The organism is Enterobacter sp. 302C9, from assembly GCF_034106085.1.
Classification (GTDB): domain Bacteria; phylum Pseudomonadota; class Gammaproteobacteria; order Enterobacterales; family Enterobacteriaceae; genus Enterobacter; species Enterobacter asburiae_B.
Genome location: NZ_JAWNBW010000016.1, coordinates 1 through 26,267, shown reverse-complemented (window position 1 = coordinate 26,267; position 26,267 = coordinate 1). Strand labels below are relative to the sequence as shown.

At 54.3% G+C, this 26,267-nt stretch carries 29 protein-coding genes and 1 other annotated feature; of the genes, 16 read left to right on the top strand and 13 right to left on the bottom strand.

Going from position 1 to position 26,267, the window contains the following annotated elements; all coding sequences use genetic code 11:
* Window positions 1-67 precede the first annotated feature (67 nt).
* Both UR289_RS20560 and UR289_RS20555 read left to right on the top strand, forming a co-directional pair.
* The gene (locus UR289_RS20560) at window positions 68-505 is read left to right on the top strand and encodes a type II toxin-antitoxin system RatA family toxin (protein WP_024908332.1); all 438 of its coding nucleotides are present in this window, start codon (window positions 68-70) and stop codon (window positions 503-505) included.
* A complete protein-coding gene (locus UR289_RS20555; RefSeq protein ID WP_025759268.1) occupies window positions 495-782 on the top strand; it encodes an RnfH family protein in 288 nt (95 codons plus the stop codon). Before UR289_RS20560 ends, UR289_RS20555 begins: the two co-directional genes overlap by 11 nt.
* 103 nt (window positions 783-885) lie before the next feature.
* On the opposite strand, the gene bamE is transcribed toward UR289_RS20555, so the two are convergent.
* The 3 genes from bamE to nadK form a co-directional block, all read right to left on the bottom strand.
* Window positions 886-1,224 (bottom strand): outer membrane protein assembly factor BamE, encoded by a 339-nt coding sequence (gene bamE / locus UR289_RS20550; RefSeq protein WP_008502502.1) that lies wholly within the window; start codon window positions 1,222-1,224, stop codon window positions 886-888.
* 138 nt (window positions 1,225-1,362) lie between these two features.
* Entirely contained in the window at window positions 1,363-3,024 is a 1,662-nt protein-coding gene (recN, locus tag UR289_RS20545) for a DNA repair protein RecN (RefSeq protein WP_033146256.1), read from the bottom strand.
* An 85-nt stretch (window positions 3,025-3,109) separates the two neighbouring features.
* Complete coding sequence (nadK, locus tag UR289_RS20540; protein WP_008502500.1) at window positions 3,110-3,988, bottom strand: NAD(+) kinase; 879 nt, start codon at window positions 3,986-3,988, stop codon at window positions 3,110-3,112.
* A 122-nt stretch (window positions 3,989-4,110) separates the two neighbouring features.
* Here nadK and grpE point away from each other — a divergent pair, with 122 nt between their 5' ends.
* Window positions 4,111-4,704: a nucleotide exchange factor GrpE gene (grpE, locus tag UR289_RS20535; RefSeq protein ID WP_023333122.1), complete on the top strand. Its 594-nt coding sequence runs from the start codon at window positions 4,111-4,113 to the stop codon at window positions 4,702-4,704.
* 51 nt (window positions 4,705-4,755) lie between these two features.
* Here grpE and UR289_RS20530 read toward each other — a convergent pair whose 3' ends face one another.
* Both UR289_RS20530 and UR289_RS20525 read right to left on the bottom strand, forming a co-directional pair.
* Entirely contained in the window at window positions 4,756-6,042 is a 1,287-nt protein-coding gene (locus UR289_RS20530) for an HlyC/CorC family transporter (protein WP_025759264.1), read from the bottom strand.
* Window positions 6,043-6,060: 18 nt separating this feature from the next.
* Entirely contained in the window at window positions 6,061-6,852 is a 792-nt protein-coding gene (locus UR289_RS20525; protein WP_014884879.1) for an inner membrane protein YpjD, read from the bottom strand.
* Between the two features lie 166 nt (window positions 6,853-7,018).
* On the opposite strand from UR289_RS20525, the gene ffh reads away from it, so the two are divergent.
* From ffh to UR289_RS20490, 7 genes are all read left to right on the top strand, one after another.
* Window positions 7,019-8,380 (top strand): signal recognition particle protein, encoded by a 1,362-nt coding sequence (gene ffh, locus UR289_RS20520; RefSeq protein ID WP_014884878.1) that lies wholly within the window; start codon window positions 7,019-7,021, stop codon window positions 8,378-8,380.
* A gap of 116 nt (window positions 8,381-8,496) precedes the next feature.
* The gene (gene rpsP / locus UR289_RS20515; protein ID WP_003863133.1) at window positions 8,497-8,745 is read left to right on the top strand and encodes a 30S ribosomal protein S16; all 249 of its coding nucleotides are present in this window, start codon (window positions 8,497-8,499) and stop codon (window positions 8,743-8,745) included.
* 15 nt (window positions 8,746-8,760) lie between these two features.
* On the top strand, window positions 8,761-9,300 hold the full coding sequence (rimM, locus tag UR289_RS20510) for a ribosome maturation factor RimM (protein ID WP_029741020.1): 540 nt from the start codon (window positions 8,761-8,763) through the stop codon (window positions 9,298-9,300).
* Window positions 9,301-9,331: 31 nt separating this feature from the next.
* Window positions 9,332-10,099 carry a tRNA (guanosine(37)-N1)-methyltransferase TrmD gene (trmD, locus tag UR289_RS20505; protein ID WP_014832949.1) on the top strand — a complete coding sequence of 256 codons (768 nt, stop codon included), beginning with the start codon at window positions 9,332-9,334 and terminating at the stop codon, window positions 10,097-10,099.
* 43 nt (window positions 10,100-10,142) lie between these two features.
* Entirely contained in the window at window positions 10,143-10,490 is a 348-nt protein-coding gene (rplS, locus tag UR289_RS20500; RefSeq protein WP_002914145.1) for a 50S ribosomal protein L19, read from the top strand.
* A gap of 132 nt (window positions 10,491-10,622) precedes the next feature.
* Window positions 10,623-11,027 (top strand): DUF2946 domain-containing protein, encoded by a 405-nt coding sequence (locus UR289_RS20495; RefSeq protein WP_058841144.1) that lies wholly within the window; start codon window positions 10,623-10,625, stop codon window positions 11,025-11,027.
* A gap of 38 nt (window positions 11,028-11,065) precedes the next feature.
* Window positions 11,066-12,436, top strand: coding sequence for a PepSY-associated TM helix domain-containing protein (locus UR289_RS20490; protein ID WP_320711462.1), 1,371 nt, complete (start codon window positions 11,066-11,068; stop codon window positions 12,434-12,436).
* Between the two features lies 1 nt (window position 12,437).
* Here UR289_RS20490 and UR289_RS20485 read toward each other — a convergent pair whose 3' ends face one another.
* The 4 genes from UR289_RS20485 to UR289_RS20470 all read right to left on the bottom strand — a co-directional run bounded on the left by UR289_RS20485 (window position 12,438) and on the right by UR289_RS20470 (window position 15,212).
* A complete protein-coding gene (locus UR289_RS20485) occupies window positions 12,438-12,923 on the bottom strand; it encodes an OmpA family protein (RefSeq protein ID WP_029741023.1) in 486 nt (161 codons plus the stop codon).
* 12 nt (window positions 12,924-12,935) lie between these two features.
* Window positions 12,936-14,156, bottom strand: a complete 1,221-nt coding sequence (gene dgcN, locus UR289_RS20480) for a diguanylate cyclase DgcN (RefSeq protein WP_029741024.1) — start codon at window positions 14,154-14,156, stop codon at window positions 12,936-12,938.
* Window positions 14,149-14,685 carry a YfiR family protein gene (locus UR289_RS20475; RefSeq protein ID WP_033146572.1) on the bottom strand — a complete coding sequence of 179 codons (537 nt, stop codon included), beginning with the start codon at window positions 14,683-14,685 and terminating at the stop codon, window positions 14,149-14,151. Before UR289_RS20475 ends, dgcN begins: the two co-directional genes overlap by 8 nt.
* Window positions 14,686-14,837: 152 nt before the next feature.
* Window positions 14,838-15,212: a DUF2799 domain-containing protein gene (locus tag UR289_RS20470; protein ID WP_047059300.1), complete on the bottom strand. Its 375-nt coding sequence runs from the start codon at window positions 15,210-15,212 to the stop codon at window positions 14,838-14,840.
* 214 nt (window positions 15,213-15,426) lie between these two features.
* Here UR289_RS20470 and aroF point away from each other — a divergent pair, with 214 nt between their 5' ends.
* From aroF to UR289_RS20455, 3 genes are read left to right on the top strand one after another with little or no spacing between them, the layout of a single operon-like run.
* On the top strand, window positions 15,427-16,497 hold the full coding sequence (gene aroF / locus UR289_RS20465; protein ID WP_033146251.1) for a 3-deoxy-7-phosphoheptulonate synthase AroF: 1,071 nt from the start codon (window positions 15,427-15,429) through the stop codon (window positions 16,495-16,497).
* A gap of 10 nt (window positions 16,498-16,507) precedes the next feature.
* Window positions 16,508-17,629, top strand: coding sequence for a bifunctional chorismate mutase/prephenate dehydrogenase (tyrA, locus tag UR289_RS20460; RefSeq protein ID WP_033146250.1), 1,122 nt, complete (start codon window positions 16,508-16,510; stop codon window positions 17,627-17,629).
* A 60-nt stretch (window positions 17,630-17,689) separates the two neighbouring features.
* Complete coding sequence (locus tag UR289_RS20455; protein ID WP_167819641.1) at window positions 17,690-18,562, top strand: SMP-30/gluconolactonase/LRE family protein; 873 nt, start codon at window positions 17,690-17,692, stop codon at window positions 18,560-18,562.
* Here the strand turns inward: UR289_RS20455 and pheA are convergent.
* The 4 genes from pheA to bamD form a co-directional block, all read right to left on the bottom strand.
* Window positions 18,559-19,719 (bottom strand): bifunctional chorismate mutase/prephenate dehydratase, encoded by a 1,161-nt coding sequence (gene pheA, locus UR289_RS20450; RefSeq protein ID WP_069303190.1) that lies wholly within the window; start codon window positions 19,717-19,719, stop codon window positions 18,559-18,561. The genes UR289_RS20455 and pheA overlap by 4 nt on opposite strands.
* A gap of 30 nt (window positions 19,720-19,749) precedes the next feature.
* Window positions 19,750-19,875 (bottom strand) — a sequence feature (Phe leader region).
* The gene (gene pheL / locus UR289_RS20445) at window positions 19,827-19,874 is read right to left on the bottom strand and encodes a pheA operon leader peptide PheL (protein ID WP_100249759.1); all 48 of its coding nucleotides are present in this window, start codon (window positions 19,872-19,874) and stop codon (window positions 19,827-19,829) included. (Overlaps the previous feature by 48 nt.)
* Before the next feature lie 110 nt (window positions 19,876-19,985).
* Window positions 19,986-20,327: a ribosome-associated translation inhibitor RaiA gene (gene raiA, locus UR289_RS20440; protein ID WP_003863162.1), complete on the bottom strand. Its 342-nt coding sequence runs from the start codon at window positions 20,325-20,327 to the stop codon at window positions 19,986-19,988.
* Between the two features lie 268 nt (window positions 20,328-20,595).
* Window positions 20,596-21,333: an outer membrane protein assembly factor BamD gene (gene bamD / locus UR289_RS20435; protein WP_023308867.1), complete on the bottom strand. Its 738-nt coding sequence runs from the start codon at window positions 21,331-21,333 to the stop codon at window positions 20,596-20,598.
* A 131-nt stretch (window positions 21,334-21,464) separates the two neighbouring features.
* Here bamD and rluD point away from each other — a divergent pair, with 131 nt between their 5' ends.
* The 3 genes from rluD to clpB all read left to right on the top strand — a co-directional run bounded on the left by rluD (window position 21,465) and on the right by clpB (window position 25,876).
* Complete coding sequence (rluD, locus tag UR289_RS20430; protein WP_033146247.1) at window positions 21,465-22,445, top strand: 23S rRNA pseudouridine(1911/1915/1917) synthase RluD; 981 nt, start codon at window positions 21,465-21,467, stop codon at window positions 22,443-22,445.
* The gene (yfiH, locus tag UR289_RS20425) at window positions 22,442-23,173 is read left to right on the top strand and encodes a purine nucleoside phosphorylase YfiH (protein ID WP_087823337.1); all 732 of its coding nucleotides are present in this window, start codon (window positions 22,442-22,444) and stop codon (window positions 23,171-23,173) included. The genes rluD and yfiH overlap by 4 nt, the downstream gene beginning before the upstream one ends.
* Window positions 23,174-23,302: 129 nt before the next feature.
* Entirely contained in the window at window positions 23,303-25,876 is a 2,574-nt protein-coding gene (clpB, locus tag UR289_RS20420; RefSeq protein ID WP_048977006.1) for an ATP-dependent chaperone ClpB, read from the top strand.
* The last annotated feature ends 391 nt before the right edge of the window (window positions 25,877-26,267 follow it).

Sequence of the window (26,267 nt, the reverse complement as noted above, 5' to 3'; positions counted from 1 at the left end):
GGCTTAGCGTTTTTTTAACAGGTGATAAATGTTATTATTTGTCCGTTGTGTGACCATGGGAAATGCTATGCCTCAGATTAGCCGTACTGCGCTTGTGCCTTACAGCGCGGAACAAATGTATCAGTTAGTGAACGACGTTCAGTCTTATCCAGAATTTATTCCGGGGTGCACCGGGAGCCGCGTTCTGGAGTCCGGCCCGACGCAGATGACTGCGGCGGTGGATGTCTCCAAAGCGGGGATCAGCAAGACGTTCACCACCCGCAATACGCTGACCAGCAATCAGAGTATTTTGATGCATCTGGTGGATGGTCCGTTTAAAACCCTTATGGGGGGCTGGAAGTTTACGCCGCTGAGCGCTGACGCCTGTCGCATCGAGTTCCAGCTGGACTTTGAATTTACCAATAAGCTGATTGAGCTGGCGTTTGGCCGCATTTTTAAAGAGCTGGCTTCGAATATGGTTCAGGCGTTCACCACCCGCGCCAAAGAGGTTTACAGTGTCGCATAAGATTGCTGTAGAAGTGGTGTATGCGCTGCCGGAGAAGCAGTATCTGCAGCGCGTGACGCTGGAAGAGGGGGCAACCGTTGAGGCAGCTATCCGCGCTTCCGGCATCCTCGAACTTCGCAGCGATATCGACCTGGCGAAAAATAAGGTCGGGATTTATAGCCGTCCGGTGAAGCTGGGTGATGTGCTGAAAGAGGGCGACCGGGTCGAAATTTATCGCCCGCTGATCGCTGATCCGAAAGAACTGCGACGTCAGCGTGCGGAGAAATCGGGTAAGTAGCGTGTTTTCCCCTCACCCTGACCCTCTCCCCAAAGGGGCGAGGGGATAAAAGAAAAACAAAAAAGGTGCTCAATGAGCACCTTTTTGCATTTCTGACTTCTGATTATTTGGTCAGGGCAGGCTTGTTGTCGATGTTGGTCAACACACCGGCGCTGCTGAAGGTCAGCGTCAGGGTCTGCTGGGTCGCATCTTCGTGGCCCGGCTTCTGACGGAATACATAGAACCAGGTATTAGTGCCGAACGGATCGGACATCATCGGGGTTCCCAGTGCATAAGCGACCTGCTGTTGTGTCATCCCCACACGGATTTTGGACACATCGTTAGGGGTAAGGTAGTTCCCCTGGTTGATGTCAGGACGGTAAACCACTTTCTCCAGAGTGGAACAGCCTGCGGTCAACATCAGAAGAACCGCTGCGGCAGCGGTCAGCATTTTACAACGCATAGTGATTTGATTCCTTTTCGGGCCCGAGCAGAACGCGGCTCATATGTAATATGCCGATGATAATAGACCTTGCCCCACTTTGAAACCGGTCTGGCGGCGTTTTTGTTGTTCTGTATGACCCTGAGATCCCGAAAAAGTTTATGCCGCCAGCAGTTCTTTCGCGTTCGCGAGCGTATTGCGGGTGACTTCGCTGCCGCCGAGCAGGCGAGCAAGCTCCTGCAGACGCGCACGTTTATCCAGCGGCTTCATATGCGTTTCGGTCATTTCACCGTCAGTTTCTTTGCTGACGATAAAGTGATGATGACCACAGCCTGCGACCTGCGGCAGGTGGGTGACACACATCACCTGCGTTGATTCGCCTAGCTGGCGCAGCAGTTTACCCACCACCGCCGCCGTTGGGCCGCTGATGCCGACATCCACTTCATCGAAAATCAGCGCCGGGGTTTCCATTTTACGCGCGGTAATCACCTGAATCGCCAGCGCAATACGCGAAAGTTCACCACCGGAGGCCACTTTGGAGATAGCCTGCAGCGGCTGCCCCGGGTTGGTGGTGACGCGGAACTCAATGCGGTCCGCACCTTCCGCCGTCAGGTGGTTCTCTTCAAAGCGAACATCGATGGTGAAGATGCCGTGCGGCATCGCCAGCGTGTGCATGCTGTCGGTGATGTGCTGGCTTAGCTCCTGAGCGTAATGCTGACGGATTTCGTGCAGCTTTTGCGCTGTCGCCAGCGCCTGTTCATGATGCAGGTTCACCGCGAGAGAGAGGGTCTCCTGCGAGTCAGCCTGATCGTCAAGCTGCTGCTGTTCTTCCAGCAGAGACTGATAGAATCCTGGCAGCTCTTCCGGCGTGACGTGGTGCTTGCGCGCCAGTGAAATTTGACGGGAAATGCGCTGCTCCAGCTCAAACAGACGGTTCGGGTCGAGATCCAGACGTTCACAGTAGTGGCGCAGTTCGTCACTGGCTTCGGAGATCTGAATCGCCGCTTCTTCCAGCATATCCAGGACGCCTGAAAGCTTGCTGTCCATGCCGACCAGTTCGGTAATGAGCTGGCGGACGTTATACAGCTGGCTTTGCAGGTTCACGTCTTCGCCGTCCGCCAGCAGGTTGAGCGCATTCTGGCTGGTTGAGAGCAGGTGGCCGCTGTTCGCCAGACGTTTGTACTCTTCGTCGATTTGCTCAAACTCACCCGGCTGCGGGTTGAATTCGTTCAGCTCTTTAAGCTGGTACGCCAGCAGCTCCGCACGTGCTGCGCGCTCCTGGCTTTGCTGCTGGTGCTGGGCAAGTTCACGGCAGCTCTGATGCCACTGGCGATAGTGCTCCGCCATAAGCTGAGTAAGCGCGTACTCACCCGCATAGCCATCGAGCAGCGCTTTCTGCTGTTCAGGTTTGACGAGTTGCTGGTGCGCGTGCTGACCATGGATCTGGATAAGCAGCTGGCCGAGTTCGCGAAGCTGGGAGAGCGGGACCGCCGTGCCGTTGATAAAGCCACGTGAACGACCGTCGCTGCTGATCACGCGGCGAAGTAAACACTCACGTCCATCTTCAAGCTGGTTCTGTTCCAGCCAGCGCTGGGCGGCAGGGGTGTCTTTCAGGGAGAAACGGGCGCACAGGTCGGCACGGTTTGCGCCCATGCGCACCATGTCGCCCTCTGCGCGGCCACCAAGGCACAAGCCGAGGGCATCAATGGCAATGGATTTACCTGCACCGGTTTCCCCGGTGATCGCCGTCATGCCGCTGTGGAAATCGATCTCAAGCTCACGAACAATGGCAAAGTTGCTGATGGTCAGTTGTGCCAGCATAATTGTTTTCCTGTATGAAAAACCATAACTGTGTTTTCATACAGTATAAACTGGTTTTTTATACAGTAAAGTACTGGATGCAAAATCAGAACAATTTTTTTGACCAGCCAAGCTTCGAGCTTAATGTGTTGAAATAGCTGTAATCTTTCGGATGAATCAGATTAAGGTGGTAATCACATCGACGAATGAGAACATCTTCACCTTCCTGGATCGGCAGCGCTATCTGGCTGTCGCAGCTGATCTCCAGGTCGTTACGGCGGTGCGAGAAGCGCAGACGTATCGTGCTGTCGCCGTTGATGACCAGCGGGCGGGCGGAGAGCGTGTGCGGAAACATCGGCACAAGGGTGATGGCATCCAGCGAAGGCGTCAGGATCGGGCCGCCGGCAGAAAGCGAGTAGGCGGTTGAGCCGGTCGGAGTGGAGATAATCAGCCCGTCGGAACGCTGGGAGAAAGCAAAGATTTCGTCGATATAAACTTCGAATTCAATCATGTGCGCCACTTTCCCGGGGTGAAGAACCACCTCGTTAATCGCGGTGCTGATGCGCTTCTGGCAGTCCTGCTGACACACCTGCGCTTCCAGTAAAAAGCGTTTCTCACTGATATAGTGGCCTTCCAGCACGTCGGCCAGCTGCTGCTGCGCATTGTCCGGGTCGAGATCGGTTAAAAAGCCGAGATTGCCACGGTTGATGCCGATGACCTTAATGTCATAACGCGCCAGCGTGCGGGCTGCGCCGAGCATGTTGCCGTCGCCGCCCACCACCACGGCGAGATCGGCCTGTTGACCAATTTCCGCCAGCGTGCCGGTTTTGACGCTCTTCAGCTGCAGCTCCTGCGCAATCTGCTGCTCGACCATCACTTCATAGCCTTTGCTACACAACCAGCGATACAACATTTCATGTGTCGTTAGTGCGGTAGGGTGACGCGGATGCCCGACGATCCCAATACACCTGAAATGATTATTCATTTTCTGGAGGTCCTTGTGCCTGATGAATGATGACAATCTGTCTTGTTCCCTTGAATCCCGGAAACTGATCCCCATAATAAGCGAAGTTAGCGAGATGAATGCAGAAAAACGCGGAGAAATTCATGAGTAGTAAAGAACAGAAAACGCCTGAGGGGCAAGCCCCTGAAGAAATTATCACGGAACAGCACGATGAAGTTGAGGCTGTAGAGCCAGACGCATCTGCTGAGCAGGTGGACCCGCGCGATGAAAAAATTGCGAATCTGGAAGCCCAGCTGGTAGAAGCACAGAATCGCGAACGCGATGGTGTTCTGCGCATCAAGGCGGAAATGGAAAACCTGCGTCGTCGTACCGAGCAGGACGTTGAGAAGGCGCATAAATTTGCGCTGGAGAAATTCGTCAACGAACTGCTGCCGGTAATCGATAGCCTCGATCGCGCGCTGGAAGTGGCTGACAAAGCGAATCCGGACAACGCGGCGATGATCGAAGGTATTGAACTGACGCTGAAATCCATGCTCGACGTGGTGCGTAAGTTTGGCGTGGAAGTGATTGCCGATACCAACGTACCGCTGGATCCAAACGTCCATCAGGCGATTGCAATGGTGGAGTCCGAAGAGGTCGAAGCCGGTAAAGTGCTGGGCGTGATGCAGAAAGGTTACACCCTGAACGGCCGTACCATTCGCGCTGCGATGGTGACCGTGGCGAAAGCGAAAGCGTAATTTGCCATTCGTAGTGCCGGGTGGCGGTTTCGCCTTACCCGGCCTACAGCCTTACTCAGCGATACTTTCGCGCAGGGGTTTTACGGGCAGGACTTTCACCTGCTTAATCATATTGTCCTGCACGTCCAGGATATCAATATCGTACTGCTCAATGCGCACCCGCGTGCCCGCCGCCGGGATCTCTTCCAGCGCTTCCAGAATCATCCCGTTAATCGTGCGAGCCTCATCTTCCGGCAAATGCCAGTTAAAGGCTTTGTTGAGTTCGCGAATGTTCGCGCTACCGTCAATCAGCACCGAGCCGTCGTTTTGCGGGGTGACCTCTTCCGCGAGGGAAGGCGACATTGACGTAGTAAAGTCCCCGACAATCTCTTCCAGAATATCTTCGACCGTCACCAGCCCCTGAATGTCGCCGTACTCATTGACCACCAGGCCGACTTTTTTCTTGTTGCGCTGGAATTTCACCAGCTGCGTGCTGAGCGGCGTTCCTTCCGGCACGTAGTAAATCTCGTCGGCGGCGCGCAGCATTACCTCTTTGGTGAACTCTTTTTTCTCGGTCATCAGACGGTAGGCTTCGCGCACGCGAAGCATGCTGATGGCGTCATCCAGCGAATCGCGATACAGCACAATGCGCCCGTGCGGGGAGTGCGTCAGCTGGCGGACGATGGCTTTCCAGTCGTCATTAATGTCGATACCGACGATTTCGTTACGCGGCACCATAATGTCGTTGACGCTCACCTTTTCCAGATCCAGCACTGACAGGAGCATGTCCTGATTGCGCCGGGAGATCTGCGAGCGGGATTCATTCACGATGGTGCGCAGCTCCTCTTTGCTGAGCGCGCTGCTGATGGTGACATCGGCTTTGATTCCCACCATCCGCATCAGTACGCGCGTTACCATGTTCAGCAGCCAGACCAGGGGCATCATCAGGATCTGCAGCGGTGCCAGCAGGAAGCTGCTCGGGTAGGCGACTTTCTCCGGGTAAAGCGCGGCAATGGTTTTCGGCAGCACTTCCGCAAACACCAGTACCACAAACGTCAGCACGCCGGTGGCAATCGCCACCCCGGCGTTGCCGTACAGGCGCATCCCAACGATGGTGCCGAGGGCGGAGGCCAGAATGTTGACAAGGTTGTTGCCGATGAGCACCAGGCTTATCAGGCGATCCGGCTTGCGAAGCAGTTTTTCAACGCGACGAGCGGCACGGTTACCCTGTTTAGCACGATGACGTAACCGGTAGCGGTTTAGGGTCATCATGCCGGTTTCCGAGCCGGAGAAATAGGCGGAGATGACCACCATGACGATCAGGATAACGATCAGCGTGGTGGTAGAGATGTGTTCCAGGGGGAACTCCTTTGTTTCTTAGCCAGCAAATTGCTGTATGAAGCGGCTGCCAAAATAGGCAAGGGTGAGAATGCCCGCACCCGCGACGTTGAACCAGACCACGCGACGACCGCGCCAGCCTTCATGATAATGGCCCCATAACAGGACAATATAGACAAACCACGCGATGATGGAGAGCACCGCTTTATCGATGTTCTCCACGCTGAACAGGTTCTTCATGTAAAACAGGCCCGTGCAGAGCGTCAGCGTCAGCAGCACAACGCCCACCTGGGTGATGTGGAACATCTTACGCTCAATGACCATCAGCGGCGGCATCTCATGGTTAAACGCCAGCTTTTTGTTTTTCAGCTGATAGTCAATCCAGGCGAGCTGCATGGCGTAAAGCGCGGCGATGATCAGCGTCGCGTAGGCAAAGAGCGACAGGCCGATATGCACCAGCATCCCCGGCGTCGCCTCCAGATGCGTAATGAATTCATTAGGCATAAAGGTGGCGAGGGCCAGATTGATCAGCGCGAAGGTATAGACAATCGGCAGCAGCAGCCAGCCGCGATTTTTAGACGCGACGATGGTCATTACCGTGCAGATCATCAGGCTGACCAGCGAGCCGACGTTAAGGACGCTCAGGTTTTGCACGCTGCCGTCGCCGGGAATGATGCGTGATTCCAGCGCAAACGCGTGGCTGATCAGTGCGATCACCGCGGAAAGAATAGCCATGCGCCGCCAGCCGCTGTTTTTTTGCAGCAGTCCGGGAACGATCAGCGCGAGGCTGACAGAGTAGGCAACAAGGGCGATCAGTGCGAAAACAGGCATATAGGCATCGACAGTTGTCTTAATAAGAAAGAGAAGCAGTATAACGTTACGTGACGCCTGCTCCAACCGTTGCATAACAACAAAGGCGCCTTCATGTTATACTCCGGCAAAATTCTGTGTATGTGTCGCCCATGGCGGCCCAACGTTTCTACTCAGGCGAGAGACAATGTTTGATAATTTAACCGATCGTTTGTCGCGCACGCTGCGCAACATCAGCGGCCGCGGACGCCTTACTGAAGAGAACATCAAGGAAACGCTGCGCGAAGTGCGCATGGCGCTGCTGGAAGCAGACGTCGCGTTGCCGGTTGTTCGTGATTTTATCAACCGCGTAAAAGAGAAAGCGGTTGGTCATGAAGTTAACAAGAGCCTGACCCCGGGTCAGGAGTTCGTCAAAATCGTTCGTAATGAACTGGTTTCGGCGATGGGCGAAGAGAACCAGGTGCTTAACCTGGCGGCTCAGCCGCCGGCCGTGGTGCTGATGGCGGGCCTGCAGGGTGCGGGTAAAACGACCAGCGTCGGTAAGCTGGGTAAATTCCTGCGTGAAAAGCACAAGAAGAAAGTGCTGGTGGTTTCTGCGGACGTCTATCGCCCGGCGGCGATCAAACAGCTGGAAACTCTGGCCGAACAGGTCGGCGTAGATTTCTTCCCGTCCGACGTGGCGCAGAAGCCTGTCGACATCGTTAACGCGGCGCTGAAAGAAGCGAAGCTGAAATTCTACGACGTGCTGCTGGTGGATACCGCCGGTCGTCTACACGTTGACGAAGCGATGATGGACGAGATCAAGCAGGTACATGCCTCTATCAACCCGGTAGAGACCCTGTTCGTTGTCGATGCCATGACCGGTCAGGATGCGGCGAATACCGCGAAAGCGTTTAACGAAGCGCTGCCGCTAACCGGCGTGGTGCTGACCAAAGTGGACGGTGACGCCCGCGGCGGTGCGGCGCTCTCCATTCGTCACATCACCGGTAAGCCGATTAAATTCCTCGGCGTGGGCGAGAAAACTGAAGCGCTCGAGCCGTTCCACCCGGATCGTATTGCCTCCCGTATCCTCGGCATGGGCGACGTGCTGTCGCTGATCGAAGATATCGAGAGCAAGGTTGACCGCGCGCAGGCCGAGAAGCTTGCCAGCAAGCTGAAAAAAGGCGACGGTTTCGATCTCACCGATTTCCTTGAGCAGCTGCGTCAGATGAAAAACATGGGCGGCATGGCCAGCCTGATGGGCAAACTGCCGGGCATGGGCCAGATCCCTGACAACGTGAAAGCGCAGATGGATGACAAGGTGCTGGTGCGTATGGAGGCGATCATCAACTCGATGACCCTCAAAGAGCGCGCTAACCCGGATATCATCAAAGGTTCCCGTAAACGCCGTATCGCAGCCGGTTGCGGCATGCAGGTGCAGGACGTTAACCGTCTTCTTAAACAGTTCGACGACATGCAGCGCATGATGAAGAAAATGAAGAAAGGCGGCATGGCGAAGATGATGCGCGGCATGAAAGGCATGATGCCACCCGGTTTTCCAGGGCGTTAATCGCTTTTGAGATTGCTTTTTGCCCGAAAATGAGTAAAATTTTCGGGCTTTTAATATGACACCCGGGCTCCGTTCCTCGATGGGGCCCGGTTGTTTTATTCACACAAGAGGATGTTATGGTAACTATTCGTTTAGCTCGTCACGGCGCTAAAAAGCGTCCGTTCTACCAGGTTGTTGTGACTGACAGCCGTAATGCACGCAACGGTCGCTTCATCGAGCGCGTTGGTTTCTTCAACCCACTGGCCGCTGGCGCAGAAGAAGAAACTCGTCTGGATCTGGATCGTATCGCTCACTGGGTTGGCCAGGGCGCTACTGTTTCCGATCGCGTTGCTACGCTGATCAAAGCAGCAAACAAAGCAGCTTAATCTGTCACGGTGGTCATGATGAGCAATAAAGCACCTGTTGAACCGATCGTATTGGGAAAAATGGGTTCTTGCTACGGTATCCGTGGTTGGCTCAGAGTGTTTTCCTCCACTGAAGACGCTGATAGCATTTTTGATTACCAGCCCTGGTTTATCCAGAAAGGCGGTAAGTGGGAAGAGGTCGAGCTGGAAAGCTGGCGTCACCACAATCAGGACATCATCATCAAGCTGAAAGGCGTTGACGATCGTGATGCCGCGAATGCGCTGACTAATTGTGAAATTGTCGTGGATTCGTCGCAGTTGCCACAGCTGGAAGAGGGCGACTACTACTGGAAAGACCTTATGGGTTGCCAGGTAGTCACTACCGAAGGCTACAGCCTGGGGAAAGTCATCGATATGATGGAAACCGGGTCAAATGACGTTCTCGTCATTAAGGCAAACCTGAAAGATGCATTTGGCATCAAGGAGCGGTTGGTTCCGTTCCTCGATGGACAGGTTATCAAGAAAGTCGATCTCACTACTCAAACCATTGAAGTAGATTGGGATCCTGGTTTTTAAATTCTCCGGATAAACGGTAAAAGACGGCGCTATGTGGATTGGCATAATTAGCCTGTTTCCTGAAATGTTCCGCGCGATTACCGATTACGGGGTAACTGGCCGGGCAGTAAAGAATGGCCTGCTGAGCATCCAGAGCTGGAGTCCTCGTGACTTTACTCATGACCGGCACCGTACCGTGGACGATCGTCCTTACGGCGGCGGACCGGGGATGCTAATGATGGTGCAACCCTTACGGGACGCCATTCACACAGCAAAAGCCGCGGCAGGTGAAGGCGCAAAGGTGATTTATCTGTCACCTCAGGGACGCAAGCTTGATCAAGCGGGCGTGAGCGAACTGGCGACGAATCAAAAGCTGATTCTGGTCTGTGGGCGCTACGAAGGGATAGATGAGCGCGTAATTCAAACCGAGATTGACGAAGAATGGTCTATCGGCGATTACGTTCTCAGCGGTGGTGAGTTACCCGCAATGACGCTGATTGACTCCGTCGCCCGGTTCATTCCGGGAGTTCTGGGCCATGAAGCTTCGGCAACGGAAGATTCCTTTGCCGATGGGTTGCTGGACTGTCCACACTATACTCGTCCTGAAGTGTTAGAAGGGATGGAAGTACCGGCAGTGTTACTGTCTGGAAACCATGCCGAGATACGTCGCTGGCGTTTGAAGCAGTCGCTGGGCCGAACCTGGCTTAGAAGACCTGAACTTCTGGAAAACCTGGCTCTGACTGAAGAGCAAGCAAAGTTGCTGGCCGAGTTCAAAACTGAACACGCGCACCAGCAGCATGAACATGATGGGAATGCGTAATACGCTCCCGAATATCAGTTTACCCAGGATAAGAGATTAAATTATGAGCAACATTATTAAGCAACTTGAACAAGAGCAGATGAAGCAGGACGTACCTTCCTTCCGTCCAGGTGACACCGTGGAAGTGAAAGTATGGGTTGTTGAAGGTTCCAAAAAACGTCTGCAGGCATTCGAGGGCGTGGTTATCGCTATTCGTAACCGCGGTCTGCACTCTGCATTCACTGTTCGTAAAATTTCCAACGGCGAAGGCGTTGAGCGTGTCTTCCAGACTCACTCTCCGGTAGTTGACAGCATTGCTGTTAAACGTCGTGGTGCTGTACGTAAAGCTAAACTGTACTACCTGCGTGAGCGTACTGGTAAGTCTGCTCGTATTAAAGAGCGTCTGAACTAAGATTCGCTTAAGCGACATCCTGTTAGAAAGGGCTGGCCGAAAGGCTGGCCCTTTTTTTATCCCTGCGCACCTCTCGCGTTAACCCTTTTGTCATAAATCATTTACAATGCTTGCCTCTTGAAAGGAGGAGAAGTGGATAACGTACTGCATCAGCCTGGCCGGAAACGCGCAGCGGCATTGACCGCGCTGTTTGCGATCCTGCTGATCGTGGTGGCGCCGCTTATCTCCGTCTCCTTGCAGAAAGATCCCATGAGCGCGATGCCGGGCATGCATCATGACATGAGCATGATGTCGATGGACGAGCATCAGGGCGATATGCCGCATACGATGCCTGTCGACCATGCGGAAGCGTGCGGCTACTGCGTGCTGTTAGCGCATGTCCCTGGCGTGATGCTGGCGCTGATCGTCCTGCTCAGCGCGGTATTACAGAGGCTTCGCATTAAGCCGCCGCGCCAGGCGGTCAGCCACTGGCACTTTTTCCCCTGGCTTTACCCTGATACCCGCGCGCCGCCGCGGCAGTCTGCTTTTTCCCTTTAAAACTAGATCGATAACTTTTTGCCTTAAAAAGGAAAAGTATGACTACCTGCACTCCGCGCGCGGCATGGGGAAACCTGCTGCGTCGCCTCCATTTCTACGTCGGGCTTTTTGTTGGTCCGTTTATCTTCTTTGCCGCGCTGACCGGTACGCTGTATGTGGCGACCCCGCAGCTGGAGAATGCGCTCTACCGGCACGCGCTCCACACGGATTCCGTGGGCGTGCCGCAGCCGCTGGCGGAACAAATTGCCGTGGCGGAAAAAAACGTTGGATCAGATGTGCATTTGCACGCCGTGCGTCCGGGGCTGGCTGAAGGCGAAACCACCCGCGTGATGTTTGCCGATCCGACGCTTGGCCCATCGGAGAACCGGGCTATCTTTATTGATCCAGTAAGCCTGGCGGTGCTGGGAGATATGACGGTATACGGCACCAGCGGGATTTTACCGCTGCGTCAGACCATTGATTATCTGCATACCTCTTTGATGCTGGGCGACGTAGGGCGGCTCTACAGCGAGCTTGCCGCCTCCTGGATGTGGGTTGCCGCGCTGGGCGGTGCTGCCTTGTGGTTTTATACCCGACCTAAACGGCGGATCAATAATCGCTTCCAGAATCGTCGTCGGATGCACGTGATACTTGGCTGGAGTCTGCTGGGCGGAATGCTGTTGTTCTCAGCAACCGGCCTGACCTGGTCCCAGTGGGCTGGCGGGAATGTTGATAAGCTGCGGGCAGAGATGAACTGGCTTACCCCGCAGGTGAACACGACGCTTTCCGGCCAACAGGAGATCGTGGATGAGCATGCCGAACACCGAGGCCATCACGGCGGAATGATGATGCCGGAAATGGCGATGGATCTGACGCAGTTTGACAGAGTATTAAGCGCGGCCCGTAACGCGGGAATTGATGCCAACAGGCTGGAGATCCGACCGGCAAAAACGGCGGATCGCGCCTGGACCGTGACGGAAATCGATCGCAGTTGGCCGACCCAGGTGGACGCCGTTGCGGTTGATCCTTCGACGATGCAGGTTCTGGACAGAACCCGATTCGAGGATTTCCCGTTAATGGCAAAACTGACCCGCTGGGGCGTGGATTTCCATATGGGGATCTTATTCGGGCTGGTGAATCAGCTGCTGTTGGTGGCGTTCGGCCTCGCCCTGTGCGTGCTCATCGTCTGGGGTTACCGGATGTGGTGGATGCGTCGTCCGGCACAGTCGGCGGTGGATCCGGTGCAGACGCTTTGGCAGAGCTGGCTGGCGCTGTCAGGGTGGGGAAGAGGGATTACGGTGATAATCAGCATACTGCTGGGGCTGGCCTTGCCGGTTATGGGCGTGAGTCTGGCGCTGTTTGTTGTGGTGGACTGGCTGCGCTGGCGAGCGGCAACCAGGGTGACGCTCGCCGAATCTTCCGCTAAATAACCTATGGCGTGCTGATAACCACTGCGACGCGGCGGTTTTCAGCGCGCCCTTGCGGAGTGCTGTTGCTCGCAACCGGGTATTTTTGACCTAACCCCCGCGTGGTGAGATTGCTGCGCGGGATATTTGCCCCCTTCGCCCAGGCATCGGCCACGGCATTGGCGCGTTTTAACGACAGCGCTTCGTTGTAGCTTTCTTCACCGTAGTTATCCGTGTGACCGTCCATTCGCGCGTGGTTCAGGCCGGTTTCCGCCAGGCGAGAGGCCATGGACTGGATCTGCGTTTCACTTTCCGGGCGCAGTCTGGCGTCATTTTTATCAAACAGGATGGTGTCCGACATGCCAAGTGACCAGTCACCGTTCAGTTCGTTAAAACCGTAAGACTTCATCGCCGAAATTTGCTCAGGAGTGAATTTGCCTTCCGGGGGCGACTGACAGCCTGCCAGAACCAGTGAGGCCAGAACTATCGGCGCGAAGTAACGTTTTAACATAGTGTATCCTTTCTAACTTGTTGTTTTCGTACGCTGGTTTTTCACCTGATACATGTTGCGGTCAGCCCTCTCCAGTAATGCTTCCACGGAAGCATTTTCCCACGCCAGAGCAAAGCCAATGCTGAGTGACATCGATGCTTTTTGTCCGTTATGAAGATCAAACGGACGGATAAACTGCTGCGATAGCGCAGCACAAATGTGTTGAACCTCGAGCTCAGAGTGTACGCCGTACAGCACCATAGCGAATTCGTCACCGCCAAGGCGGTATGCCTGGTGACGTTTGTCGCCAAACTCCATCATCCTGCTGGCGACTTCTATCAGCACGCAGTCACCTGCCGCGTGTCCCCAGGTGTCGTTAATAAACTTAAAATTATCACCGTCGAGGAAGAGCAGGGCCGAGTTTGTTTTGGCTGAAGGGTCGTTCATTAAGGCTGCAATGCTGTTACGAAACGCAGCGCGGTTGGCAAGACCGGTGAGCGGGTCGTGCATGGCGGTACGCAGCAGCTGGGCATTTTTCGCCTGAAGCTTCAGTTGCCACTCCTCCATCTCATCCAGAAGGCTGTTGAAGTCCTCACCAAACTGGTGAAACTCTTCGATACGGCCGTCTTTCACCCGGCGGGAGAAGTTGCGGTTAGTACGAACGTCATGCACGACGTCAGTGATGTTTTGCAGGGCCGTGACCATCCCATGGTGCAAAGACTGGGTAATGGTGAGCGCGACGACGGTTGCAAAGAGAATGCAGCCGGTCAGAACGGCAAACGACATCCAGATGAAATGGCCGATCAGACTGTCACGCGCGGTCAGGCGAATTTCGCCGATCGTTGCGCCGTTATGCATGATGGGCTGCGCAACCGGTACGGGGAAAAGCCAGCGGCTGACCAGTGCGCCCAGCGTGTCGTTGTTGTCCTCCGGGTTCCAGGACCAGTAGGCAAACCGCTTTTTATGCGCGTTAATAACCTCGGCCACGGCAAACTGCCCCTGTTTGCCCAGCGCAGCCAGCGTTTCGTTGGCCGCCAGCGAGTCGTTGAACACCAGCGAGGCTTCCAGGCTGTGGCTCATTGTTGCGCCGGTTAATTCGAGATTCTTTTGCGCGTATTGTTTTAACGTCACGACGGAAGCAAAACAGAGCAGCAGCCATATTAGCGTCATCGTGATGATGACGCTTATCATGCTGTTTCGCCTCAACGTTCTTTTAAACGTCGGACGTGGCGTTGAAGTGAAATCTTTATCCATGCTGCTTATTCCGTGCAAGCATTAATACATCCGGATTGACTCTTACGCCACTGCGCGTCAATGCATCCAGATTGACGGCGAACCGTACCTGGCCGCGATCGATTATCAGGCAAAAGGCACTGCCAATTACACATTCCGGATTTTGCTCTGAGATTAATAGCAACGCTCTGCCCTGATATTGACTTATTAATTCAAGTTGTTTTGCCGGTGATTCAGACCCGAAATAGATCGCATCGCACGTCGCGGCCAGGGCTTCCTGATCGTTACGTACAATAACGGGAGTATAAGGTAACTCGCTATGCCCCTCATCGCCGCTGAGGGCGTGCGTATAGTGCGAAGTGGCGTAGACGCAGAGTTTAGGCTGACCGGAAAGTGACGGCCATCGTGTATAGCTCACGATGCCTGAGACAATCGAGCGTACCGATTTATCCGTTTCCGTAAGCGTGCCTGCCGCCGCAGGGCCCACCATAAGGAACAGCATTATCACCAGAGTGAGTCGGAAAAAAGAGATCAAGAATAAATTTCTCACCAGAATCCGCCACATCGCTCTGGAAATAGATGTCCTTAAGAGTTGCGGGCAGAATACCATTGTTTATCAGGGCCGTCATTATGTCAGAAATAGCATGAGGCCGACCTAAGCTAAATCCTACAGTTGTTTATTTTCCGGTGGATAAAAATAGATTAATTCAGTCTGCTGGAGCGCATACTTTCATCCATCCCTTGCTGCCATGACGCACGCAGTTTTGCCGCGTTTTCGGCTGTATCGCAACTGGCAGGGAAAGATTTGCCTGCTAATCCCCAGGCGTGAATAAACCCTTCTTCGCAGACTTTCTTCTGACCATCAGCATAGCCGCGAAGATATTCACTGCGATCAACGTGTGTGTCGTTAAAGCTATCGGCCAGGGTCTGGTTATCTTTAACCGGCAGGCCATTCATGGCGTCTTCTTTACCTGCATCAAACCAGGATGGGCTGGTCCAGTCTGGCTGGAAGGTGTAAGGATTGATCTGACAGCCCGTTAAAAACAGCGACAACAGCGCGAGAGCAATTGAACGCATAGCCATTCTCCTTTTTTCTTCAGCATAGCCTGGCTAAAGAAAATCTGTCTGTAATTTAAAGTTTACGTTTTTATCGGCTGATTTTTGCAATAAATTGGCTTGTGTAAACTAATGTGTACGTATTTTGGATTGAAATGTTTACTTTTTATGGTATCGTGGTTTCACCTCATTGAGGAATACAACTATCGCAAACGAGCTTTACAGGATCGCCATCATGCAAAAAGACGCGCTGAACAACGTACATATCACTGACGAACAGGTGTTAATCACTCCGGATCAACTGAAAGCGGAATTTCCGCTGAGCGTCGCGCAGGAGGCTCAGATCGAGCACTCTCGCCAGACCATTTCTGACATTATCGCCGGCCGCGATCCGCGCCTGCTGGTGGTATGCGGTCCTTGCTCCATTCACGATCCTGAAACCGCCATTGAATATGCTCGTCGATTTAAAGCGTTAGCGGAGGAGGTCAGCGATAGCCTCTATCTGGTGATGCGCGTCTATTTTGAGAAGCCACGTACGACCGTCGGCTGGAAAGGGTTGATTAACGATCCGCACATGGATGGCTCGTTTGATGTGGAAGCAGGCCTGAAGATTGCGCGTCGCCTGCTGGTGGAGCTGGTCAGCATGGGGTTGCCGCTGGCAACCGAAGCGCTGGACCCGAACAGCCCGCAGTACCTGGGCGATCTGTTCAGCTGGTCGGCGATTGGCGCGCGTACCACGGAATCGCAAACCCACCGCGAGATGGCGTCTGGCCTGTCAATGCCGGTTGGCTTTAAAAACGGTACCGATGGCAGCCTGGCGACGGCAATCAACGCCATGCGCGCTGCTGCGATGCCACACCGTTTCGTCGGTATCAACCAGGCGGGCCAGGTCTGCCTCCTGCAAACGCAGGGTAACCCGGACGGCCATGTGATCCTGCGCGGCGGTAAAGCACCAAACTACAGCCCGGCGGACGTGGCGCAGTGTGAAAAAGAGATGGAGCAGGCGGGACTGCGCCCGGCACTGATGGTAGATTGCAGTCATGGTAATTCAAATAAAGATTACCGTCGCCAGCCTGCGGTTGCGGAATCCGTGGTCGCACAGATCAAAGATGGCAACCGTTCGATTATCGGTCTGATGATTGAGAGCAATATTCATGAAGGCAATCAGTCATCTGAACAACCGCGCAGTGCAATGAAGCACGGCGTCTCCGTGACGGATGCTTGCATCAGCTGGGAAACCACCGATGCGCTGCTGCGTGAGATCCACAAAGATTTGAAAGGCCAGCTGGCGACGCGTCTGGCTTAAGAGGTTAGTTATGGTTGCTGAATTGACCGCACTGCGCGATCAAATTGATGAAGTGGATAAGGCGCTGCTGGACCTGCTGGCGCGCCGCATGGCGCTGGTTGCCGAAGTCGGTGAGGTGAAAAGCAAATACGGCCTGCCGATTTACGTCCCGGAGCGCGAAGCCTCAATGCTGGCCTCTCGTCGCAAAGAGGCCCAGGCGCTGGGCGTTTCGCCGGATTTAATTGAAGATGTTCTGCGTCGCGTGATGCGGGAATCCTATTCCAGCGAAAACGACAAGGGCTTTAAAACCCTCTGCCCGTCCCTGCGGCCGGTGGTGATTGTCGGCGGGGCAGGACAGATGGGGCGTCTGTTTGAAAAAATGCTGACGCTTTCTGGCTATCAGGTGCGCATTCTGGAAAAAGAGGACTGGGCGCATGCTCCGGAACTCATGAAAGATGCCGGGATGGTTATCGTCAGCGTGCCGATCCACGTGACGGAGCAGATCATCGGGAAGCTTCCTGCTTTACCGAAAGATTGCATCCTGGTGGATCTGGCCTCCGTCAAAAATGGTCCGCTGCAGGCGATGCTGGCTGCGCATACGGGCCCGGTGCTGGGTCTGCACCCGATGTTTGGCCCGGACAGCGGCAGCCTGGCTAAGCAGGTGGTGGTTTACTGCGACGGTCGTCAGCCGGAAGCCTATCAGTGGTTCCTGGAACAGATTCAGGTATGGGGCGCGCGATTGCATCGTATCAGCGCGGTCGAGCACGATCAGAACATGGCGTTCATTCAGGCGCTGCGCCACTTTGCGACGTTTGCCTACGGCCTGCATCTGGCGGAAGAGAACGTGCAGCTTGAACAGCTGCTGGCGCTCTCTTCGCCTATCTATCGTCTGGAGCTGGCGATGGTCGGGCGCCTGTTTGCTCAGGATCCGCAGCTTTACGCGGACATTATTATGTCCTCCGAGAACAATCTGGCGCTCATCAAGCGCTACTATCAGCGCTTTGGTGAAGCCATTACGCTGCTGGAGCACGGAGACAAGCAGGCGTTTATCGACAGCTTCCGCAAGGTCGAGCACTGGTTTGGCGATTACGCTCAGCGTTTCCAGAGTGAGAGCCGGACGCTGTTGCGCCAGGCAAATGACAGTCGCCAGTAATGCGATGATGTATATACTGAAAGCCAGCAATGCTGGCTTTTTTTATTTTGGGGAACTGTCATGGCCGAACCGCAGCTGCTGTTGAATTACACCGGGCATCTGCCTGAATGCCCGACGTGGAGCGCAGAAGAGCGCGCGCTCTACTGGGCCGATATTCTGGAAGGGGAGATCCACCGCTACCATCTGCCGACGGCAGAACACACCGTACTCTCTTTCCATGAGGAGGTGGGCTGTTTCGCGCTGCGCGAGCAGGGTGGTTTTATCGTTGCGATGCGAACGGGTATCTGGCTGACCGATAAACACGGCCTGCTGCGCCGCAAGGTGTGCGATAACCCCTCTAACCCGCAGCTCGCACGCTTTAACGACGGCGGCACCGATTCTCTGGGACGATTCTACGCGGGCACGTTTTGGGGGCCGGGAGATTACAACGGTGCCCTGCTGATGCGCATCGACAACGACCTGACGCCGAAAGTGATCCAGTGCGATATTCACGGGCACAACGGCTTAGCGTTTAGCCCTGATAATCAATGGATGTTTACTTCAGATACGCCAAACGGCGTTATTTACCGAACGCCGCTTGATGAGAAGGGCGAACCCGGCAGGCGCGAGGTGTTTCGTCAGTTTAAAGAGGGCGAAGGGATACCGGACGGCGCGGCAATGGATGTGGAAGGCTGCTACTGGAGCGCGCTATTTGACGGCTGGCGTATTGCGCGTTTTTCTCCGCAAGGGGAGCAGCTGGAAGAATATCGCATGCCGGTGCGTTGCCCGACGATGGTCTGCTTTGGGGGCGATGACATGAAAACACTGTTTATTACCACCACGCGGGAAAATATGGATGCGGACGAGGTGGCGAAGTATCCGCTCTCCGGCGCCATCTTCACCCTGCCGGCGAACGTGGCAGGGATGAAGAAAAGCCGCTTTATCGAACGTTAAGCCGGGTCAACCGGGACCACGTTCTCGCTCGGATAGCAGCCCAGCACCTTCATGGAACGCGTGATCTCGCCCAGTTCGCGCAGGGCCTTCTGCATGGAAGCAGATTCCAGGTTGGCCTGGATATCGAGGTAGAACATCTCTTCCCACGGGTTACCGTGGATTGGGCGTGATTCCAGCCTGGTCATGATCAGGTTGTGGTTACGCAGCACCAGCAGGGCTTCAACCAGCGCCCCGGCCTGTTGGCCGGTCGCCATCAGCAGCGTGGTTTTCGCTGGCACCTGGTCTGACACATTGATTGCCTTGCGGGCCAGCACCACGAAGCGGGTGATATTTTGCGTCTGGTTCGCCAGATTGCGTTCCAGCACCTGTAAACCATACAGCGCCCCGCCTGCTTCGCTGCCGAGCGCGGCGACGGTTGGGGTGTTAGCCTGCGCCACTTTTTCCATCGCCGCCGAGGTGCTTTCGGTGTACTCAATTTTCCAGCTCGGATAGCGGTTCAGGAACTGGCTGCACTGCTGGAACGGCTGTGGATGACTGTAAACCGTTTCGATCTTGCTCAGGTCCGTTGAGCCGGCGACCAGCACGCAGTGATCGATTGGGATCGTCAGCTCGCCAACCAGCGACAGGCTGGTGTGCTGCAGCAAATCGTAGACGTCGTTGATGGCGCCGGAGCTGGTGTTTTCAATCGGTACGACGGCGTAATCCGCCTGGCCGGTCTCAACCTGGTTAAAAATGTCGGCAAACTTCGCGCAGCCGCTCTCAATAAATTCTTCGAAATGGCGTGCGGCATACTGACGTGCGGCCAGGTGAGAATAAGATCCCTTCGGACCGAGGAAGGCAATACGCGCAGAGTGTGGATTGGTTTTGTTCAGATGCTGCTGGAGCAGCGCTTGCTGAGTGAGAACGGAGTCTTCGATGATGAGCTGGAACAACCGGGTAATGTAGTGGGCATCGAGGTGATGCGCTTTGCCGAGCTGAATGAGACGTTCCAGCAGATCGCGCTCGCGGTCGATATCGCGTACCGGGCGATGGGAGTCCAGCTTGGCTTTGCCCACTTCAACGGCAAGGGCGCGGCGTTCGGCCAGCAGCGCCAGCAGTTTCTCATCCAGCGCGCTGATTTTTACTCGCAGATCCAGTAACGGGTTTTCCGGTGTCATAGTGTTGCCTGTCTCATTTTATCGTTATCAATAAAAAAGGCCCCCCGGTGTGGGAGGCCTTGTTGTTCGTCTTCGCATTCTTTATCACACGACGAAACGCCTCCCGTTCAGGGGAAGGTAAAAAAGAATGCGAAGAAGAACGGCGTAAGTTTCATAAAGTCATCCTTTGATTGATACCGTTAAAGTACCCGTACTGTTTTCACCCTGTCAATAAAAAACAAAAAACGCGCCCGAAGGCGCGTTGGCGGTACACTCAATTTAAAGGATTACTCTTCTTCAACTTCTTCCGCGAAGCTGGCGTCTTTCACCGATGTTGCGGCGCGACGGGCTTCACCTTTGTGTTGCACTTTATTGAGCTGCCGTTCCAGCTTGTTGATCAAATCGTTAATTGCTGTGTACATATCCTCATGTTTTGCGCTGGCGACCAGATGGCCGTTTGGAGTATTGATAGTTGCGTCAGCGATGAAACCCTGCGGCTCCTTGGACAGGATGATATGTGGATTAATCAAATGAGTTTGCCATTTATCCAGTTTGGCGAGACGGTCTGCGACGTGCTGGCGGATTGCCGGAGTAATTTCCATTTGTTTACTGGTAATGTTCATTGTCATAAATTTTACCTCTTGTCTTTCCGTCTTGGTGATTCCAGCATACCCGACCTAATGTCAAAATGTGTGATTTAGATCACGTTATTTTGTCGGTTTTTGTCAGGGAATCTTTTTTGTGAGGCAGGGCAGGAAGAGGTGAGATTTACCTTGTCGAAGGCAAAAATTGGGGCCATAGTTGACTGGATGTGTTGAGGCTTAAGCGCTTCAGCGACGCGGTAAAATGAATAAAAAAACGGCAGCCTTCGGGCTGCCGTTTTGCATTGAGGCAATATCAGGTGTTGCTGCTGTTCGCGGCGATGATTTTCGCCACTTTTTCAGCCTGAGCGGTCATCTGCATCTGACGGTAAGCATTTTCCATCAGCTTCAGGCCGTCGCGCGTTGCCTGAGTATCCGGATAATCACGCAGCATACCTTCTACGCGGTTAACCACGGCAACCCATGCGCCACGGCGGGTATAGTATTCCGCTACGGAGTATTCATATTTAGCCAGACGATCTTTCAGGAACACCAGACGTTTGGTCGCGTCGGTCACGTACTGACTGTTCGGATAGCCGCGCACCAGCTTGGAGAAGTCATTGAAGGCATCACGCGCATGCTGCGGGTCACGGTCTGAACGATCCACGCCGAAGAAGCCCTGCAGCGCACTGTCGTCCAGCGCCATGTTGGTGAGGCCGCGCATGTACATCACATAGTCGATGTTAGGATGAGTCGGGTTCAGACGCATGAAACGATCGATGGTTGCCTGAGCCAGCGGCAGATCGGCATTTTTATAGTATGCGTAGATGAGATCTAACTGTACCTGCTGCGAATATGGACCAAATGGATAGCGATTATCCAACGCTTCCAGTTGCGTTATCGCCTGTTTCCAGTTACCGTCCTGCAACTTTTGTTGTGCAGTCGCATAGATTTCATTCGGCGGATTGTCAGGGACCTGTTCATTCGAACCGGAGCAGCCCACCAAAGCCAGGCTCAACGTGGCCGCTGCCACCAGATATTTCATGCGCGTCATGACGTTTTGACTTTCCTCAAATGTTTGTCCGGGAGAAACTCTGTTCCTGCTCCCGATTAAGACCAGCTACAATAGCACACTATATTAAACGGCAAAGCCGTAAAACCCAACGTTAAACGAAGAAGCAGTTTATGGCACAACGAGTAGAACTCACCGCAACAGTCTCCGAAAATCAGCTCGGTCAACGCTTAGATCAGGCTTTGGCCGAATTGTTCCCTGATTATTCGCGTTCACGCATAAAAGAATGGATCCTTGACCAGCGCGTGCTGGTAAACGGCAAGATCTGGGACAAACCAAAAGAGAAAGTGTTAGGTGGGGAAGCTGTCGCCATCAATGCTGAAATCGAAGAGGAAATCCGCTTCGAGCCGCAGGATATCCCACTGGACATCATCTATGAAGATGATGACATTCTGGTGATCAACAAGCCGCGCGACCTGGTTGTTCATCCGGGCGCGGGGAACCCTGACGGTACGGTACTTAACGCACTTCTCCATTATTATCCGCCGATCGCGGATGTTCCGCGCGCGGGCATCGTGCACCGTCTGGATAAAGACACCACCGGTTTGATGGTGGTGGCGAAGACCGTTCCTGCTCAGACCCGTCTGGTGGAATCGCTGCAGCTGCGCGAAATCACCCGCGAGTATGAAGCGGTAGCCATTGGGCATATGACCTCTGGCGGAACGGTGGAAGAGCCAATCAGCCGTCACCCAACCAAACGTACCCATATGTCGGTGCATCCGATGGGTAAACCGGCGGTGACGCACTATCGCATTATGGAGCACTTCCGTATTCATACGCGCCTGCGTCTGCGTCTGGAAACCGGACGTACTCACCAGATCCGCGTGCATATGGCCCACATTACCCATCCGCTGGTCGGGGATCAGGTATACGGTGGCCGCCCGCGTCCACCTAAAGGCGCATCGGATGAGTTCATCAGCGTATTGCGTAAATTCGATCGTCAGGCGCTGCACGCGACCATGCTGCGTCTTTACCACCCTATCACCGGTATTCAGATGGAGTGGCATGCGCCTATCCCGCAGGATATGGTGGATCTTATCGACGCCATGCGTGCTGATTTCGAAGAACATAAGGATCAAGTGGACTGGTTATGACCAAACTGATTGTCCCGGAGTGGCCATTGCCTGCTGGCGTGGCTGCCTGCAGTTCAACCCGTATTGGCGGTGTTAGCCAGGGCGCGTGGGAGTCTTTGAACCTCGGTGCGCACTGTGGCGACAACCTGGAACATGTTGAAGAGAACCGCCGACGTCTGTTTGCTGCGGGGAACTTGCCGTCGAAACCGGTCTGGCTGGAACAGGTTCATGGTAACGCGGTGCTGAAGTTGACGGGAGAACCCTATGCTTCTAAACGCGCTGATGCCTCTTACAGTAATACTCCGGGAACCGTTTGTGCCGTGATGACCGCCGATTGTCTGCCGGTTCTGTTCTGTAACCGTGCAGGTACCGAGGTGGCTGCAGCACACGCGGGCTGGCGTGGTCTGTGTGAAGGCGTGCTCGAAGAAACTGTCGCCTGCTTTAGCGATGAGCCAGCCAATATTATGGCCTGGCTTGGCCCGGCCATTGGTCCTTGCGCTTTTGAAGTGGGACCAGAGGTTCGCGAAGCCTTTATGGAAAAAGATCCGCAAGCGGTTGAAGCCTTCCTGCCTTCGGGAGATAAATATCTGGCCGATATTTACCAGCTCGCCCGCCAGCGTCTGAATAACGTTGGCGTGACGCAGATCTTCGGCGGCGATCGCTGCACATTCACCGAAAAGGGTGATTTTTTCTCCTATCGTCGCGACAAGACCACGGGGCGTATGGCAAGTTTCATTTGGCTGATATAACCTAAAGAATCAAGACGATCCGGTACGTGCCGTTTTCTTTTCACATAATTCAGGTCATTAACCTTGAATAATTGAGGGATGACCTCATTTAATCTCCAGTAGCAAATTTGACCTGTTATGGGAGGAGTTATGCGTCTGGATCGTCTTACTAATAAATTCCAGCTTGCTCTCGCCGATGCCCAGTCCCTCGCACTGGGGCACGACAACCAGTTTATCGAACCTCTTCATTTAATGAGCGCCTTGCTGAATCAGGAAGGGGGATCGGTACGTCCTTTATTAACGTCCGCTGGCATTAATGCTGGCCAGTTACGCACCGCTATCGATCAGGCGCTGAGCCGTTTACCGCAGGTAGAAGGTACCGGCGGCGACGTTCAGCCGTCGCAGGATCTGGTGCGCGTGCTTAACCTTTGCGACAAGCTGGCGCAAAAACGTGGGGACAACTTTATTTCGTCAGAGCTGTTTGTTCTGGCGGCGCTTGAATCACGCGGTACCTTGACCGACCTGCTGAAATCTGCCGGTGCGACCACCGTCAATGTGACTCAGGCGATTGAGAAAATGCGCGGAGGTGAAAGCGTGAACGATCAGGGAGCCGAAGACCAACGTCAGGCTTTGAAGAAATTTACGGTCGATCTGACCGAGCGTGCTGAGCAGGGCAAACTTGATCCGGTTATCGGCCGTGACGAAGAAATCCGCCGTACGATTCAGGTACTGCAGCGTCGTACCAAGAACAACCCGGTGCTGATTGGTGAACCGGGTGTCGGTAAAACCGCCATTGTTGAAGGGCTGGCGCAGCGTATCGTCAACGGCGAAGTGCCGGAAGGCCTGAAAGGTCGCCGCGTACTGGCGCTGGATATGGGCGCGCTGGTGGCCGGTGCGAAATACCGCGGTGAGTTCGAAGAGCGTCTGAAAGGCGTGCTTAACGACCTGGCGAAGCAGGAAGGCAACGTTATCCTGTTTATCGACGAACTGCACACTATGGTCGGTGCGGGTAAAGCGGACGGCGCGATGGATGCCGGGAACATGCTGAAACCTGCGCTGGCGCGCGGTGAACTTCACTGCGTCGGTGCCACCACGCTCGACGAGTACCGTCAGTACATTGAGAAAGATGCTGCGCTGGAACGTCGTTTCCAGAAAGTGTTTGTTGCTGAGCCAAGCGTTGAAGATACCATCGCGATCCTGCGTGGTTTGAAGGAGCGCTATGAACTGCACCACCACGTGCAGATCACTGACCCGGCTATCGTTGCGGCAGCGACGCTTTCACACCGTTACATTGCTGACCGCCAGCTGCCGGATAAAGCGATCGACCTTATTGATGAAGCGGCTTCGAGCATTCGTATGCAGATTGACTCGAAACCGGAAGAGCTGGATAGGCTCGACCGACGCATCATTCAGCTCAAGCTGGAACAGCAGGCGCTGAAGAAAGAGTCTGATGAAGCCAGTAAGAAACGCCTGGATATGCTCAATGAAGAACTGGACGATAAAGAGCGCCAGTATTCTGAGCTGGAAGAAGAGTGGAAAGCCGAGAAAGCATCCCTTTCCGGCACTCAGACCATTAAAGCTGAACTCGAACAGGCAAAAATTGCCATTGAGCAGGCTCGCCGTGTCGGCGATCTGGCGCGGATGTCTGAACTGCAGTACGGCAAAATTCCTGAGCTGGAAAAACAGCTTGAGATAGCGACGCAGTCAGAAGGGAAAACGATGCGTCTGTTACGTAATAAAGTGACGGATGCGGAAATCGCGGAAGTGCTTGCTCGCTGGACCGGTATTCCGGTGGCGCGCATGCTGGAAGGCGAGCGTGAAAAACTGCTGCGCATGGAGCAGGATCTCCACAATCGGGTGATTGGTCAGAACGAAGCGGTTGAGGCGGTTTCCAACGCCATTCGCCGTAGCCGCGCAGGGTTGTCCGATCCAAACCGTCCGATTGGTTCGTTCCTGTTCCTGGGGCCGACGGGGGTCGGTAAAACCGAGCTGTGTAAAGCGCTGGCTAACTTTATGTTCGACAGCGACGATGCGATGGTACGTATCGACATGTCCGAGTTTATGGAAAAACACTCCGTCTCACGTCTGGTCGGCGCGCCTCCGGGATACGTAGGTTATGAAGAAGGGGGGTACCTGACGGAAGCGGTTCGCCGTCGCCCTTATTCCGTCATCCTGCTGGATGAGGTGGAAAAAGCGCACCCTGATGTGTTCAACATCCTGCTTCAGGTGCTGGATGATGGCCGTCTGACCGACGGGCAGGGGAGAACGGTCGACTTCCGTAATACGGTTGTCATCATGACCTCGAACCTGGGTTCCGATTTGATTCAGGAACGTTTCGGTGAACTGGACTATAGCCATATGAAGGATCTGGTGCTCGGTGTCGTGAGCCATAACTTCCGTCCGGAGTTCATCAACCGTATTGATGAAGTGGTGGTATTCCATCCTCTGGGTGAGAAACACATTGCGTCGATTGCGCAGATCCAGCTGCAGCGTCTGTACAAACGTCTGGAAGAGCGTGGATATGAAATTCACATCTCCGACGAGGCCCTGAAGCTGCTGAGCGAGAATGGTTACGATCCGGTGTACGGTGCGCGTCCATTGAAACGTGCTATCCAGCAGCAGATCGAAAACCCGCTGGCGCAGCAGATCCTCTCCGGAGAGCTGATTCCTGGCAAAGTTATCCGTCTGGAAGCTAACGACGATCGCATTGTGGCAGTGCAGTAAGTCACAAAACGCAAAAACGAGCCGCTTGCGGCTCGTTTTTGTTTAAAAACCAGGCGAAAATTGAGGTCTGGAGTAAGATTTGCCTGGAAAGTGAGCAGTCAGTAAATAAATGTCACTTTATCCTTGCAGCTTCGGAATTACTCCCTATAATGCGCCTCCACTGATACGGAACAACGGCACACACGCCGCCGGGTCAGCAGAGAAAAGCGAAATTAATCACTTGACTCTGAAGCGGGAAAGCGTAATATGCACACCCCGCGCCGCTGCGAAAAGCGAAGCGGCACTGCTCTTTAACAATTTATCAGACAATCTGTGTGGGCACTCAAAGTGACATGGATTCTTAATGTCTTCGGACAATAAATGAATACCAAGTCTCTGAGTGAACATACGT

Coding starts and splice junctions, on each gene's coding strand:
- UR289_RS20455 (WP_167819641.1), top strand. CDS start 17,690: ATGGCCGAACCGCAGCTGCTGTTGAATTACACCGGGCATCTGCCTGAA.
- tyrA (WP_033146250.1), top strand. CDS start 16,508: ATGGTTGCTGAATTGACCGCACTGCGCGATCAAATTGATGAAGTGGAT.
- yfiH (WP_087823337.1), top strand. CDS start 22,442: ATGACCAAACTGATTGTCCCGGAGTGGCCATTGCCTGCTGGCGTGGCT.
- nadK (WP_008502500.1), bottom strand. CDS start 3,988: ATGAATAATCATTTCAGGTGTATTGGGATCGTCGGGCATCCGCGTCAC.
- pheA (WP_069303190.1), bottom strand. CDS start 19,719: ATGACACCGGAAAACCCGTTACTGGATCTGCGAGTAAAAATCAGCGCG.
- aroF (WP_033146251.1), top strand. CDS start 15,427: ATGCAAAAAGACGCGCTGAACAACGTACATATCACTGACGAACAGGTG.
- bamE (WP_008502502.1), bottom strand. CDS start 1,224: ATGCGTTGTAAAATGCTGACCGCTGCCGCAGCGGTTCTTCTGATGTTG.
- rpsP (WP_003863133.1), top strand. CDS start 8,497: ATGGTAACTATTCGTTTAGCTCGTCACGGCGCTAAAAAGCGTCCGTTC.
- rplS (WP_002914145.1), top strand. CDS start 10,143: ATGAGCAACATTATTAAGCAACTTGAACAAGAGCAGATGAAGCAGGAC.
- trmD (WP_014832949.1), top strand. CDS start 9,332: ATGTGGATTGGCATAATTAGCCTGTTTCCTGAAATGTTCCGCGCGATT.
- raiA (WP_003863162.1), bottom strand. CDS start 20,327: ATGACAATGAACATTACCAGTAAACAAATGGAAATTACTCCGGCAATC.
- ffh (WP_014884878.1), top strand. CDS start 7,019: ATGTTTGATAATTTAACCGATCGTTTGTCGCGCACGCTGCGCAACATC.
- grpE (WP_023333122.1), top strand. CDS start 4,111: ATGAGTAGTAAAGAACAGAAAACGCCTGAGGGGCAAGCCCCTGAAGAA.
- UR289_RS20525 (WP_014884879.1), bottom strand. CDS start 6,852: ATGCCTGTTTTCGCACTGATCGCCCTTGTTGCCTACTCTGTCAGCCTC.
- rluD (WP_033146247.1), top strand. CDS start 21,465: ATGGCACAACGAGTAGAACTCACCGCAACAGTCTCCGAAAATCAGCTC.
- rimM (WP_029741020.1), top strand. CDS start 8,761: ATGATGAGCAATAAAGCACCTGTTGAACCGATCGTATTGGGAAAAATG.
- clpB (WP_048977006.1), top strand. CDS start 23,303: ATGCGTCTGGATCGTCTTACTAATAAATTCCAGCTTGCTCTCGCCGAT.
- dgcN (WP_029741024.1), bottom strand. CDS start 14,156: ATGGATAAAGATTTCACTTCAACGCCACGTCCGACGTTTAAAAGAACG.
- recN (WP_033146256.1), bottom strand. CDS start 3,024: ATGCTGGCACAACTGACCATCAGCAACTTTGCCATTGTTCGTGAGCTT.
- bamD (WP_023308867.1), bottom strand. CDS start 21,333: ATGACGCGCATGAAATATCTGGTGGCAGCGGCCACGTTGAGCCTGGCT.
- UR289_RS20560 (WP_024908332.1), top strand. CDS start 68: ATGCCTCAGATTAGCCGTACTGCGCTTGTGCCTTACAGCGCGGAACAA.
- UR289_RS20490 (WP_320711462.1), top strand. CDS start 11,066: ATGACTACCTGCACTCCGCGCGCGGCATGGGGAAACCTGCTGCGTCGC.
- UR289_RS20485 (WP_029741023.1), bottom strand. CDS start 12,923: ATGTTAAAACGTTACTTCGCGCCGATAGTTCTGGCCTCACTGGTTCTG.
- UR289_RS20470 (WP_047059300.1), bottom strand. CDS start 15,212: ATGCGTTCAATTGCTCTCGCGCTGTTGTCGCTGTTTTTAACGGGCTGT.